The sequence below is a fragment of the Chrysiogenia bacterium genome, from assembly GCA_020434085.1.
In the GTDB taxonomy this organism is placed as follows: domain Bacteria; phylum JAGRBM01; class JAGRBM01; order JAGRBM01; family JAGRBM01; genus JAGRBM01.
This window is the reverse complement of record JAGRBM010000294.1, coordinates 1-13,723: the sequence shown is the minus strand read 5'-3', so window position 1 is coordinate 13,723 and position 13,723 is coordinate 1. Positions and strand designations below refer to the sequence as shown.

Here is a 13,723-nt window from a genome sequence, read left to right as displayed (position 1 = left end):
TTTTCCCCAATCGCAGGCGCATCGTCATGGTGGGCCTCATCAGCGGACTCTTTCTCGCGCTGCTCGTCGGTCTGCTCATCGAATGGCTCGACCCGCGCATCCGCTCGGTCGAAGAATTCCAGCACCTCTTCGAGCTACCGGTCCTGGGCACCATCCCCAAGATGAAAGAGGGCGATCTGGGTGATGTAATCCCCTCTCGCATTGCGAGCGATCTGCCCAAGAGCGTCGCCGGCGAATCCTTCCGCACGCTGCGCACGAACGTGAAGTTCTCCCACGCCCGCAACTCGGGCAATACGTTGCTGGTAACGTCGTCGGTCCCGCAGGAGGGCAAGACCACCATCTCATCGAATCTCGCGGCGACCATCGCGCTCTCTGGGCGCAGGGTCGTTCTGGTCGATGCCGACCTTCGCAACCCCGGCATCAGCCATGCCTTCGAATTGAACCATGGCCCGGGGCTGGCCCATCTGCTCTCGGGCGAGATCACCGACTACCGCGAGGCCTTGCGGGAGACTTCCGTCGAAAACCTGTACGTTCTGCCCGCGGGCCTCATCCCGCCGAACCCTTCGGAGCTGCTCGACTCGGTCGTGCTCAAGGAAATTCTCGACGCGCTCTCCAAGGACTTCGACCAGGTCGTCATCGATTCCGCCCCCGTGCTGGCCGTGGCCGATACGAGCATCATCGCCTCGGTCGCCCGCAACGTGCTCCTGGTCTTCGGCATGGAGAAAATGAACCGCACGCTCATCCAGCGCACGATTCGCCAGCTCGAAGCCGCCGGCGCCCACCTCTACGGCGCCACGCTCAACCGCCTTACACCCGAGGGGCAGGGCTACTATTACTACGCCTATACCGGGGCCTACTCGGCCGACGCGAAGTAGCCCGGTGCGCGGAGCCTGACGTGGCAGACTCGAATGCCGGCCGCCAATTACCGGGGCGCCCGCGTTTTCGGGACGCCGCGCTCGTTGCGCTGGCGTGCCTGTATGCCTTTTCACTCACCGACTTCGGCGCCGTAACGCCCACCGGGCGTCTGGTTTTCTCCCTGCTCTGCACATTGGCCGCGGGCTTTGCCCTGCTGGCGGCACGCGCCGACGGTTTTTTCTACCTGCCCAACCTTCGCTCGCTGCTGGTCGCTGTCGGCCTGTGGGTGGCGGCGCTCTCGGCGCTTCCGTTCTCCATAGACGGGGAACAGAGCTTTCGCGCCGTACTCTTCGGCGCCAACTATGTGATTCTCTACTTCGCCCTCATCAGCGTGCTGCGTGACCGGGCGAGCCTGCGCCGCGCGGTCTTCGCGCTGTTGCTGGCCGGAATCGTCGTCTCCATCTGGGGCGTCGCGCAGCGCGTGGGTGCTGACACCGGGCATGTCGCCTATCTTGGCTGGGGGCACTCCGGCTCCTACGTCAACCGCAATCACTTTGCCAGTCTGCTCGGAATGCTTGCGCCACTGGCGCTGTATTCTGCGCTGGGAATGCGTTCGCGCAGTTCCAGCGGCGGCCCGGTCACCCAGCAGGCACCCGTCTACCTCGCCTTCTTTATTGCGTTGTGCACGTTTCTGATTCTAACCCTCTCGCTGGGCGGCCTGCTGGCCATGGCCGTCGTGACAGCGGCGGTGATCGCCGACCGTTTCAGCTCCCCCACACCCAGGCGCGCCGGCAACCTTGCAGGCGGCGTCGCCATCGCCGCGCTCATCGTGGGCATCGTTGCCCTGTGGTTCGGTGCCGCGCCGCTGCTCGCGCGCGTGAGCAACGCGGCGGCTGGGCATGAGGCCTCCGCCCTGGAGCGCATCGGATTCTGGAAAGCGGCGCTCTCCATCTGGCTCGACCAGCCGCTGCTGGGCGTGGGCCTTGGGACTTTCGAGCACGCCTTCGCCAATCACCGTCCGCCCGGGATGCCCTACCTCGTCGAGTTCGCCCACAACGAGTGGCTCCAGATTCTCTCGGAAACGGGCCTTGTCGGCTTTGTGCTGGGCGGCGGCGCGGTCGTGACGTTTCTCTCCTACAGCTTTCACCCAAGCCATCCCATTCGCGACAATTACTACCGGCGCCTGGCCCGCGGCGGCGCACTGGGGTTGTTGTTCATTTCGGTGCACGGCCTCTTCGATTTTCCGCTGCACATTCCGGCCAACGCGGCAGTGGCCATCGCCCTGACCGCGGTGCTGACCGCCGCCGCGTCCCACCGCGAGACCACCGAACGCGCCGAGCGGCCACTCCCCCGGAATGCCGCGTTGCGCGCCCTGGTGTTTCTGGCAGCCTTTACCGCGCTGGGCGGCTGCGCATTTCTTGCCACGCAGGTGGCGCGCGCCGACCGGGCGGCCGCGCGTTCCATCGCGGCGCTGAAGATCGGACGGCCCGATACCGCACAGCGAGAAATTGAAGCCGCCCTGAGCCTCCGCCCGAACGATGCGGAGTTCCACCACCAGCACGCGCGCGCCCTGCTCGCCAATGCTGCCACCAGCAAGGACGAGGCGCTCAAAGAGAGGCTTCGTCGTGAAGCGCTCGCCGCTCTGGAGCAGGCCGTCGCCCACTCCCCGCGCGAGCCGCTCTATCGCACGGACCTGGCCGCACTGGCCGGGAAGCTGGGCGAGAATGAACTGGCCGCGCGCCACTTCGTGCGCGCAGTGGAACTGGGACCCAACGACCCCTACCCCCTGCTTGAGCGCGGGCGCTACTACTGGTACGCGGGGCGCCTCGGGCTGGCGGCGCTGGATCTTCGCGCGGCCATCGACATTGACCGCCGCGTGCTGGGCGACGTCTTGAATCTCTTTGCCTCGCTGCTCGAAAGCGATCCGGCGGCGGCGCGGCGCATTTCATCCGTGATGGAAACCGTCATTCCCGACCAGGCCGACGCGCACCTGAGCCTGGCTCGCATCTTCAAGCAGGCGGGCCTTACGAGCGACTACCGGCGCCAGCTTCTGCGCGCGTTTCTGCTCAGCCCCGATGACTTCAAGCTCGTTGCGGCGCTCTACCAGTCACAGACCGAGGCGGGCGAGCACGAGAGCGCCCGCGAAGTGGTCGCCCACTACGTCGAGCGCCATCCAGGTGACGCGACCGCCCTGCTGATCCTGGGCAAGGCGCAGGCCAGGACCGATCGCTGGGCCGACGCGGTGGAGGCCTTCTACGCAGCGCTTCGCGTGGACGCTGACCAGATCGAGGTTTATCGGGAGCTCGAAAAGGCGCAGGCCGCCCTGGGCGGCGTCTCGGGCTATCAATTCTGGCAGCCCCTGGCCGAGAAGTTCCCCGAGAATCCGGTCTACAGCTATGAGCTGGCGAAGAGCTACGCCGCCTTCGGGCGATGGGTGGAAGCGATTCAGGAACTGCGCCGCGCGGTGGGCAAGGATCCCGGCAACTCGACCTACCGCGGGCAACTGGCCGCTTACTACCTGAAGCGCCAGCTCTACCACGAGGCCATCAACCAGTGGGAAGAAATGGCCCGCCGCGACGCCAATCCCGTACCCGCCCTGCAGAAGATCGCCGAGACCTACACGCGCCTCAAACTCCCCGAGCGCGCGCGTCCCTACTTCCAGCGGATCATCCGCATCGATCCCGAGAATGCGCGGGCAAAGAAATTTCTGGAGAGCGCGGACTAGGGCGCAGCGATTCAGGTCGAGGCGCGAAGCGCCGGGACGTCGAGCTCCTTTGGCAGGCGCGTCCCCCAGTCGGAGGCGAGCACCACGTCGGCGCGCTCGCGTTGGGGAAAGAGTTCGCTCTCATACTTGCGCCAGCTCTGTTCGTACATCCCGAGCAGTTTCTTGAGATCGGCGCGGCCGCGCTCGGCCTGGTCGCGCGGCAGACACCGCTCAACCATTTCGGGAAAACTCACTTCGATGAAAATCTTGAGCGTCCAGGGAAGTGCCAGCGCGAAGGCGTAGAGCCCTTCGACAATGAGCGGCTGCCCCGGCGCGAGCGAGACGCGGCGGTCGGTGCGGCGGGTGCCTTCGCGGAAATGGAAACGAACGAGTTCGACTTCCTCGCCGGCAAGCAAAGCCTTTGCGTGAGCAGTGAGCAGGTCGAGATCGTAGGCGCGCGGCGTATCCCAGTCGGGATCGAGGTAGTAATCGGCGTGCGAGAAATCGCGAAAATAGTCGTCCATCTCCAGGACGAGCCCGCCCCGGATGCGGTAGGCCAGGTCGCTCTTTCCCGAGCCCGAGGGCCCGGCAATGGCGATGCACTCATGCGCGCCCATCTGGCCCCTCCCCCTCGCTCGCGCGCCTCGCCTTATGAGGGCAGATGCGTCGCGGGCTTGTGATCGAAGTGATGGCTGGCTTCGATGTAGCGGATCGTCTTGGTCTGCGAACGCATCACCACGCTGTGGGTGCGTGCCCCCTGGCTGGTGTAGCGAACGCCGCGCAGGAAGTCGCCGTCGGTGACGCCGGTGGCGGCAAACATCACGTTGCCCGCGGCCAGCTCTTCGGTCGTGAATTTCTTGTGGGGATCGGCAAGGCCCATCTTTTTTGCGCGCTCGATCTCTCCGTCGTTGCGGAAGTTCAGGCGCCCCTGGATCTCACCGCCGGTGCAGCGCAGCGCCGCCGCGGCCAGCACGCCCTCGGGCGCGCCGCCGGTACCAAAAAGGATGTCGATGCCGGTGTCTTCGAAGGTCGTGGCAATGGCCGCCGAAACATCGCCGTCACCGATGAGACGAATACGCGCGCCCGCGGCGCGGACCTCGGCGATGAGCTTCTCATGGCGCGGACGGTCGAGGATGATGGCCGTGACCTCTTCGACGGGCTTTCCGAGTGCTTCGGAAACACGCTTGAGATTCTCCAGCGGGCTGGCATCGAGATCGACCTTGCCCACGGCACGCGGGCCGACGGCGATCTTGTCCATGTAGGTGTCGGGCGCGTGGAGGAAGTTGCCGTGGTCGGCCACCGCAATGACGGCCAGCGCGTTGGGGCCGCCGTGCGCGGTGATGGTCGTTCCCTCCAGCGGATCGAGCGCAATGTCCACGGCCGGATCGTGCTCGGCGCCCTTGCCGACTTCCTCGCCGATGTAGAGCATGGGGGCTTCGTCGCGCTCGCCCTCGCCGATGACGACGGTGCCGCGGATGTCCATGCTGTTGAGCGCGGTGCGCATGGCGTTGACAGCGGCCTGGTCGGCGGCTTTCTCATCTCCGCGCCCCATGAGCCTGGCGGCCGAGAGGGCGGCGGCTTCCGAGACGCGAACCATTTCGAGGGCAAGATTGCGATCCATGTTGATCCTCCGGGGGCCCACGCGCCGGGCCTCATCCGCACGCACGATTTGCGCGCGGGAGGGCCAGCGTAGCGAGCATGGCCCGAAAAACAACAGGCGCCGAAACATCATCGGCAACCGGCAAAAGGGCGAGGCGTGCCTCGCCCCTACGAGGGGATGAGCAGTGGTTTCTCAGGGGACATGAGGCCGGAACTGACAGTATTAAGCCGGCGCGACACGTTGATTTGCCGCAATACCAACACCCGTAGGGGCGAGGCACGCCTCGCCCGCCCACCGGTCGGCTCGAATGCCCGCTTCCGTTTCAGCGCAAGGATTCTACCTAGTTCTGCATCAGGCGCGGGAGCAGCTTGATGCCGGTATCGAGCATGAGACCCGTGTCCTCGGCTTCCTTCTCGGTGTAGCGGCGGGTGCTGCCGTTTTCGGCATCCCCGGAGCGGGCGATCAGAAACGGGATCGGGTCGCGGGTATGGGTCTTGGTTTCCACTGGCGTGGGGTGATCGGGGCAGATGAGCGCGTGCCATTCCTCGCCGGTGGAGTCGAGATACTCCAGCACCGGCTTCACAACACGCTCATCGAACCACTCGATGGCTTTGACCTTATCGTTGACCGCGCCCTGGTGGCCGCACTCGTCGGGACCTTCGAGGTGGACGAAGACCAGGTCGTGGCGCTTGAGTGCATCGATCGCCGCAGCGACCTTGCCCTCGTAGTTGGTGTGCAGCTCGCCGGTGGCGCCTTCGACGTGGATCACTTCCATGTCGGCGTAGATGCCGATTCCCTTGAGCAGGTCCACGGCGCTGATCATCGCGCCGGTCAGCCCGCGCTTTTCCTTGAGGCTCGGCATGCTGGGGGCGCGTCCCTGTCCCCACAGCCAGATGGAGCTGGCCGGGTTCTTGCCCGCGGCAATGCGGGCCTTGTTGACCGGATGATCCTTGAGGATCTCGCGCGCCTTGTCGGTGATCTCGCGCAGCAGCGGGTGCGGCGCGTAGTAGTCCTTGATGTTCTGGTCGGACAGGTCGTGGGGCGGTGTGAGCTTCACATCCTCGGGGCCGCCGCGGAATACCATTAGATGGCGGTAGGAAACGCCCGGATGAAAGCGCAGGTTCTCGCTTCCGAGTTTTTCGTCGAGCGTCTTGATGATCTCACTGGCTTCCTCGGTGGTGATTGAGCCGGCCGAATAGTCGGCCATGACCGAGTCGGGGCCCTCGCCCTCGAGCGTGACGAGGTTGCAGCGGAAGGCGACTTCGTCGCTGCCCAGATCCACGCCCATCGCAGCGGCTTCGAGCGGGCTGCGCCCGGTGTAGTATTCGGCGCCGTATCCGAGCACCGCCATGTTGTTCACGTCCGAGCCGGGTTCGTGCCCCGGCGGGGTGGTATCGGCCATGCCGATCTCCCCGCGGGAGGCCAGCCTGTCCAGGGTGGGCGTATTGGCCGCTTCGAGCGGCGTTTTGCCGCCAAGGGCAGCAACGGGCTGATCGGCCATGCCGTCACCGAGCAAAATGACGTATTTCGCCATCGTTTTTATCTCCTGCTGAAAAGGGACGGGGCGCGTTCCGACTCAAAAGCCCCATCCTGCGCGCCCCGAATATAAGGCCCCGGCGGCGCGCCGCCAAGGGCACTTGCCCCGCCTCCTGCAAACGCGCAAAGCGCCGCTGGGGCCGCGCTGGGTGGTTTTCTTGACACTGACAGGCCCGGCGGCCATGTTTCTCCAACACCCGCGCCGCCCCGATTGTGGGCCGCCGCGCGGATTCTGACCGGAGGGAACTGATCCGATGGGCGTCAAAGAAATCCTCGACGACGTGATGGAACGAAACGAGAAGCAGCTCACCCAGTTTGCTGCCGAACTGCTGCAGAACGAGCGCTTTACCGAGTCCGTGGTCCGCGCGCTGGAGCTCAGCACCGGCGCCCGCAACCAGGTCGACACCCAGATGCAGGGCGTGCTGCGCGCGCTCAACCTGCCCGACCGGGCCCACTTCGACAAGCTCCTCGAGAAGATCAAGACCCTCTCGAAGACCATGTCCGATCTCGACAGCCGCATCACCAAGCTGTCGGGCAAGCTCAAGCAGGATACTGGCGCGGCGGGCGATACCGAGGCCCTGGAGACCAGAATTGCCGAGCTCGAAGCCAAGCTCGACAAGCGCGACAAGGACCTCAGGAAGGCCAAGAAAGACCTGAAGAAGGTCGAGGACGAGCTGGCGGCTGCTTCTTCGGACGCCCAGTAAGTACCGAGGACTCTCTCCAGTGCCCAATTCCCGCCAGCCCCGCGAAGACGGTGCCGAGGTCGAGGACCTTCTCGACGAGCTCAAGGATGAGCTCCTGGAACTCTTCGACTACACCGACATCCGGGGCAACCGCACCATGGTGCGCGGCGATCTGGTCCGCTCCCTCGATGCGAGCAAGAAGGACTGGCGCGCCCACGGCAAGGGCGAGTGGCACGCACCCAAGGTTCGCTACCGCGGGCTCTCCCCGATTCTCGATCGCGTCAACCGCCTGCGCCGGCTCGTTCGACCCGACTTTTATCTGCAGGCACTCAATCAATTCTCACTGGCCAACCGTTCACTCGAAGTCGACGACTTCGGCATGGACCCTGCCTTTCTTGAGCGCTTCGACCGCTTCATTGATTTTCTCTATGAGCGCTACTGGCGCGTCGAGACAATCGGCATCGACAATGTTCCCTACAAGGGCCGCGCCCTGCTGGTGGCCAACCACTCGGGCACGCTTCCCTTCGACGCGCTGATGATCTCGGCGGCGGTGCGCAAGGAACACCCCCAGCACCGTCACGCCCGCTCGCTGGTGGAAGACCTCTTCATGACGGTGCCCTTCCTGGCACCCGTGCTGGCACGCGCGGGACTGGTTCGCGGCTCACGCGAGAACGCCGAGCGCCTGCTCGCCCGCAATGAAGTCGTGTGCGTTTTCCCCGAAGGTGAAAAGGGAATCAGCAAGTACTACCGCCAGCGCTACCAGCTCCAGCGCTTTGGCCGCGGCGGCTTCGTGCGCATCGCCATGGAGACCGGCGCCCCCATCATCCCCGTCGCCGTGGTCGGCGCCGAGGAGATCATGCCCATGATCGGCAAGCTGCGCCTTTCGGCGCGCGCCGTGGGCCTGCCCTACCTGCCCGTCACCCCCACCTGGCCGTGGACCGGGCCGCTGGGCCTGGTACCGCTTCCCACGAAGTGGTACATCAAATACGGCCAGCCCATCGACGTCTCCGGCGGCGATCCCTCCGACGAGATCGAAGTGAACCGCATCAAGGAAGACATCCGCGCGACCATCCAGGAATTGCTCTACGACCTGCTCAAGGAACGCAAGAGCGTCTGGGGCGAGCGCGGGGCCTGAGCCTTATTCCCCAAGATATTTCGGATTCGCGATTTCCAGCTTGTTCTGCACGGTGGCCTTGAGGTGATCGATCAGTTCGGAGCGGCGCTCGTCGAAGCTCCCGCTCTGGATTTCCTTGCAGAGGGCTTCGTTGAGCTTTGTCAGGTCGGCTTCGTCACTCAAGAGAAGCCGTTGCAGGCGCCCCCGTTCGGCGGCGTCGAAGACCGGGGCGTCGGCCAGTTCGCGGCGGAGGATTTTGACGACGTTCATCGCAACGCGGGTGTGAAACTGCGTGGCGCCCTCGACCTTCGGGAAGACTTTCTCTTCGAGAAACTCTCCGAGGGCTTCGAGCAGTTCGTCGGCTGTGGGTCGGTCCTGGGCCATGAAAAATATCCTTCCCTTTAGCGCTCCCCCGCTGACGGGGGAGCTGCCCGATGCAGGCTTGGCGAAGTCGGGTTGAGGGGGTGCTGCGTGCCGGCACCTGCTTCCCTCATCCGGCGCCTCTGGCGCCACCTTCCCCCGAGTGCGGGAGAAGGGCTACAAAGTCGCGCCTTCGGCGCTACTTCTCCAGCATTTCGAGCAGGTCCCATTCCATCTCGCAGACGCGGCGGCCAAGGGCCGCCAGCTCGACCGAGCGGCGCAGCTTGCGCAGGTGGAAGCTGGCCTGCAGCATGCAGATCACGCCCCACTTGAGGTTGCCGTAGATTTCCCAGAAACGCACGAGCGAGGGATCGACCTTCACGCCCGCGTGCTGCTCGTAGCTCTCGAAGAGCTCGGCGTAGGAACCAAAGCCGCCAGCCGGTTTGTCACTCACGCCAAAGCGCCAGCTCTTCACGCACAGCCAGCCCAGATCCTCCATCGGATCGCCCAGGTGCGCGAGCTCCCAGTCGAGCACGGCCACGAGGCCGCTACCATCGATCATCAGGTTGCCGTTGCGAAAGTCGCCGTGCACGAGCGCGCGGCGCGAGTCCTCGGGCTGGTGCTGCTCAAGCCAGCGCAACGCCAGCTCGAACGTGGGGTGCGCTTCGCCGAGGGACTCATAAACCTGCCGCTGCATCGCAATCGCGTGGGCGGCGGGGGTCTTTCCCTCAGGCACCCTGGTGAGCCCTTCGAGTCCCGTGACATCGAGCGCATGGATCTTCGCCAGCGCCTCGCCGCACTGGGCGGCGAGTTTCGGGAGTGCGGGCTTGAACTCTTCGTCGCGCAGGATCTTGCGCGGAATCGTCTGCCCTTCGAGCCGGTCCATCACGTAGCCGGGGCCGCCGGCTTCCTTGCCCATGAAGAAAAGCGGGCGCGGCACGGGCACGCCGCCCTTGTCGGCAAGCGAGAGGAGCTCGTATTCGGTCGCCCGCGAGATGCCCAGCGCGCTGGCCGCCGAGTCGCGGCGCAGGATGCACGGGCGCGGGTCGCCGCCGACAATGGCCACGAAGGACCACATCTCCTGCGAGGCGCCGCCCGAGAGCGGCTTGAGGTCTTCGATGATGACCTCGCCCTCGAAATGCGCGCGCGCCGCTTCTTCAAGAAACGCGGAGAGCTCAGCCGGGGAAAACTTGCTCAAGAGGCGGCCCCCACCGGGCGGTTGTCCACGATCTGGTCGAGGTATTCCGACCACCCGTAGCCGACCTTGTCGCGGCAGCGGAACTCGGTCAGTCCTTCGGAAATGCGGGTCATCAGGTCTTCGCCCTTTTCATCCTTGCGCCGGTTGCGCAGCGGAATCAGGTTGAGCACCTTGCCGGTAATTTCGAAGTCTTCGCCCTTTTCGGTTTTCACCCTGGCGACCATCGCCTCGTGGTACATGTCGCCGCCGGTCCAGGTTGTTTCGATCGTGGCTTCCTTGATGAGGTCGTAGCGGCCTTCCTGGAAGATCATGCCGCCGATGCGCTGGGAGCCGTCGCGGCTCGTCACGATGGTAACCATGCCGCCGAAATCGTCGCCGAAGTTGATGGTGAGCCAGCGATACCACCACGGGCTCTGCCAGAAGCGCGGGCCCCAACTGTGATCGCGCAGCCCGTGGCCGCTGATCTCCCAGCTCTGGTCACCGACCTTGATGGTGCCTTTGGCGGCAACGTGCTGCTCGTAGTGGCCACGGGCGAAGCCGCCCTCATCGGGGTTGGGCTCAACAAGGCGCTCGCCCGCTTCGCTCTCGGGTTCGCCGCCGTACATCGGGGAGAGCCCCGAGTAATCGAGTGTCACCTCGCAGTCGGTCCAGGGGTTTTCCTTGAAGGCCTTGCGCGGCTCGGCCATGTCGAGCGGGTTGTCGAGTGTGACGACCTTGCCCTTGTAGCTCACCTTGAGCGCCTTGAAGGGCTCGACCACCTCGAATTTCATGCCGCCCGCATTAAAGGAATCGTTGTCCTTGATCGAGGGGCGCTGGTACATGAAGGCCACCCGCCCGTCGGGCAGGTAGAGGCACGTGGTCATCTCCGCGTAGCCCTCGTTGGCGCGGTTGCCCAGGCGGAAGAACCCGCCGACCTTGCTTTGTGAATCGTAGACATTGAAATACATGCTCTCGTTGAAGTTCTTGGCTTCCTCGAGCGGATGCATGTACTCGTCCTGTGGTTCCAGGCGCAGCTTCATCTTCCCCGTCCTCCCCGCGTCGCTGACGCGCTCGTCATTTTCAGCGCCGATTCTACGGACCACCCCCCTGCGGGGCAAGGCTGAAAAGGCATTTTGCCACAGAGTCTTGAGGGAGCGCAGGAAAAGAAGGCACAAAAAAAAGACGCGGACCATGTGGCCCGCGTCTTTTGTATGCGATGTGTGGTTGCGCGTCAGGCTTCCTGCGCGCGTGCCCAGTGTTCCTGCCCCAGGTGGGTGATGAGCGGCGCGCCCACCAGGTGACGGATGGTGTTCTCGAACTTCTCGCGCTGGACGAAGAAGTCGTGCTCCACCGTGGTGCCCGGCGCGGGCACGGGGCTCTTGGAGTAGAGCGAGAGCCACTCCTGCACGCCGGCCATGTTGCGGCGCTTGGCGAAATCGAGGAAGCGCGCAAGGTCGATGACCATGGGCGCCGCCAGAATCGAATCGCGGCAGAAGAAGGAGACGTCGATGATCATGTGGTAACCGAGGAAGCCCTGGAAATCGATGCGGTCCAGCGCGTGTTTCTCGTCACCGGCGATCTTGTAGTAGCTGATGAGCACGGGCTGCTCGATGCCGTAGCCGAGAATGTTCTCGGCCTGGTTCTGCTTGCTGCGCTTCTTGGTCTCGAAGCTGCCGGGCTCGTCGAGGACGAGACCGTCCTTGTTGCCAATCCAGTTGTTGGAGGCCCAGCCCTGGACGTTGAGTTCCTTGCCCTTGAAGCCGGGCATCACGACGCTCTTGAACCAGGTCTGGCCGGTCTTGCCGTCGTTGCCGGAGAAGGGCACGCCGTTCTTGCGGGCAAGCTCACGAAGCGCCGGGGTCTCGCAGCAGAGCGAGGGCGAGAAGTTGTGATGGGCGCTGCCGGTGGTGAGCGCGGCGTAGGCATACATCATGCCCGGGCTGATGCCCTTGTGGTTGGACTTGAGACCCTTCTCGAACTCGGCGATGGAGGTGTGGACCTTCTCTTCACCGTGGTAGCGCTCGGTCGAACCGACATAAAGAACGACGCAACGGTCGCAGCGGTTGTCCTTCTTGAACTTCTCAATGTCCTTGATGATCTGCTTGGCCGCATCCCACTTGGTCTTGGCCTTGATCTGAATCTCTGCGTCGAGATTCATGATGTAGCCCTTGTCGAAGTAGCCGGGCATCGCCTTCTTGCCGGAGAGCTCTTTCTTCACCTTGTCGATGAGAGCGGGGTCGAGCACGTTCGCGAAACGCGCGGCCTGGTAGGCGTCCATCTTGTTGATGTCCCAGCCGCCCACGACCATGTCCTTGAAATCAGCGACGGGAACGATGTCCTTGATGTTGGTGTAGGTATCGCGGGCGCCGACGCGGATGGTGCCGGTCTCGGCGAGCATGCCCTGTCGTTCGTCAACCGGATAGAGACCCTTCTTGAAGAGCTCGATACCCACACGAACCGTGGTGGCAATGGCGCCGTTGACGCCGACCATGAGGATGCCCAGGCGGCCGAGCTTCTTGCGCTCGGCGGCGGCGTTGCTCTTGAGCTTGCGGATAAGTGCCTGATCGCCGGCCGGAGCCGGGCTCTTCTTGGCTGCCTTCTTCGCAGGTGCCTTTTTGGCGGGCGCCTTTTTCGCTGCGGTCTTCTTGGGGGCCGCCTTCTTGGTCTTGGGTGCTGTCTTTTTGGCAGCCTTCTTCGTTGTCTTGGCCATGATTTCTTTTTTGCCTCGAGGGTTAGGAATCGGAATTTGGAAATCGCAAAAAACCCCGAAAAGTTCGAGGTTTCCGCCACATAAGGGCCCTTCGTATACCCCTGCCCCCAGCGGCTGTCAAGGAAGTTCGGCGCCGGGGAAAAGCCCGGGCGCCCCCTTGCTTCCGGGGCCGGAAAGGGCAATCAATCGGGGGCCCGCGCCAATCAGGTTTTTCCACAGTCCGGCACGTCCGGGCGCGGCGCGCACAGGCAGGGACCATGCGAATTCCAGATCTTCTCGGCCGGGGAACCCCGTGCTTTTCCTTCGAATATTTTCCGCCCAAGACGCCCCAGGGCGAGGAAAATCTGTTCGAGACCGTCGCCGCCCTTGAGGGGCTGCGCCCCGCCTATGTCTCGGTCACCTACGGGGCCGGGGGCTCCACCCGCACCCAGACCCTCGAAATCGTTCGCCGCATCCAGCAGCAGACCGGCCTGACCGCCATGGCCCACCTCACCTGCGTGGGGCACACCAAGGACGAGATCGGCGAGATCCTGGGTCAGCTTGAAGCTGCCGGGATCGAGAACGTCCTGGCCCTTCGCGGCGACCCGCCCCAGGGGGCCGAGAAATTCGAGGCCGCCCCCGGCGGCTTCGCCCACGCCAGCGAGCTGGCCGGCTTCATCGCCGCCAACTCGAAGCTCTCCATCGGCGGCGCCTGCTATCCCGAGACCCATCAGGAAGCCACCAGCCCCGCCGACGATTTGAGGCACCTCAAGGAAAAGGTCGATGCCGGCGCACAGTTCCTGGTGAGCCAGCTCTTTTTCAACAACCAGGCCTTCTGGGATTTTCTCCCGAAGACAAAGGAACTCGGCATCGAGGTTCCCATCGTGCCCGGCATCATGCCGATCCTGAACGTCGACCAGATCAAGCGCTTCACCAGCATGTGCGGCGCCACGATTCCAGACAAGCTGCTGGGCGAACTCGAAACTATCAAGGACGACGCCGAGG

General features: G+C 64.3%; 12 protein-coding genes. 5 read left to right on the top strand and 7 right to left on the bottom strand.

Features of this window, described 5'->3' with window-relative positions; all coding sequences use genetic code 11:
* On the top strand, window positions 1–875 hold an 875-nt coding region (locus KDH09_10215), incomplete at its 5' end, for a polysaccharide biosynthesis tyrosine autokinase (GenBank protein MCB0220057.1).
* Window positions 876–895: 20 nt separating this feature from the next.
* Complete coding sequence (locus KDH09_10210) at window positions 896–3,580, top strand: O-antigen ligase family protein (GenBank protein MCB0220056.1); 2,685 nt, start codon at window positions 896–898, stop codon at window positions 3,578–3,580.
* 11 nt (window positions 3,581–3,591) lie between these two features.
* Here KDH09_10210 and KDH09_10205 read toward each other — a convergent pair whose 3' ends face one another.
* The 3 genes from KDH09_10205 to KDH09_10195 form a co-directional block, all read right to left on the bottom strand.
* Window positions 3,592–4,176 (bottom strand): hypothetical protein, encoded by a 585-nt coding sequence (locus KDH09_10205; protein MCB0220055.1) that lies wholly within the window; start codon window positions 4,174–4,176, stop codon window positions 3,592–3,594.
* Between the two features lie 32 nt (window positions 4,177–4,208).
* Entirely contained in the window at window positions 4,209–5,180 is a 972-nt protein-coding gene (gene glpX / locus KDH09_10200) for a class II fructose-bisphosphatase (protein ID MCB0220054.1), read from the bottom strand.
* A gap of 319 nt (window positions 5,181–5,499) precedes the next feature.
* On the bottom strand, window positions 5,500–6,693 hold the full coding sequence (locus KDH09_10195) for a cofactor-independent phosphoglycerate mutase (protein MCB0220053.1): 1,194 nt from the start codon (window positions 6,691–6,693) through the stop codon (window positions 5,500–5,502).
* Between the two features lie 256 nt (window positions 6,694–6,949).
* Here KDH09_10195 and KDH09_10190 point away from each other — a divergent pair, with 256 nt between their 5' ends.
* Entirely contained in the window at window positions 6,950–7,399 is a 450-nt protein-coding gene (locus tag KDH09_10190) for a hypothetical protein (protein MCB0220052.1), read from the top strand.
* A 19-nt stretch (window positions 7,400–7,418) separates the two neighbouring features.
* The gene (locus KDH09_10185) at window positions 7,419–8,513 is read left to right on the top strand and encodes an acyltransferase family protein (GenBank protein MCB0220051.1); all 1,095 of its coding nucleotides are present in this window, start codon (window positions 7,419–7,421) and stop codon (window positions 8,511–8,513) included.
* Between the two features lie 3 nt (window positions 8,514–8,516).
* On the opposite strand, the gene KDH09_10180 is transcribed toward KDH09_10185, so the two are convergent.
* The 4 genes from KDH09_10180 to KDH09_10165 form a co-directional block, all read right to left on the bottom strand.
* Window positions 8,517–8,876 (bottom strand): hypothetical protein, encoded by a 360-nt coding sequence (locus KDH09_10180; protein ID MCB0220050.1) that lies wholly within the window; start codon window positions 8,874–8,876, stop codon window positions 8,517–8,519.
* Window positions 8,877–9,051: 175 nt separating this feature from the next.
* On the bottom strand, window positions 9,052–9,930 hold the full coding sequence (locus tag KDH09_10175; protein MCB0220049.1) for a phosphotransferase family protein: 879 nt from the start codon (window positions 9,928–9,930) through the stop codon (window positions 9,052–9,054).
* 116 nt (window positions 9,931–10,046) lie between these two features.
* Complete coding sequence (locus KDH09_10170) at window positions 10,047–11,069, bottom strand: hypothetical protein (protein ID MCB0220048.1); 1,023 nt, start codon at window positions 11,067–11,069, stop codon at window positions 10,047–10,049.
* A 191-nt stretch (window positions 11,070–11,260) separates the two neighbouring features.
* Window positions 11,261–12,739, bottom strand: coding sequence for an inositol-3-phosphate synthase (locus KDH09_10165; GenBank protein ID MCB0220047.1), 1,479 nt, complete (start codon window positions 12,737–12,739; stop codon window positions 11,261–11,263).
* A gap of 257 nt (window positions 12,740–12,996) precedes the next feature.
* Between KDH09_10165 and KDH09_10160 the strand changes: the two genes are divergently transcribed.
* Window positions 12,997–13,723, top strand: a 727-nt coding sequence (locus tag KDH09_10160; GenBank protein ID MCB0220046.1) for a methylenetetrahydrofolate reductase, incomplete at its 3' end; no start/stop codon positions are given.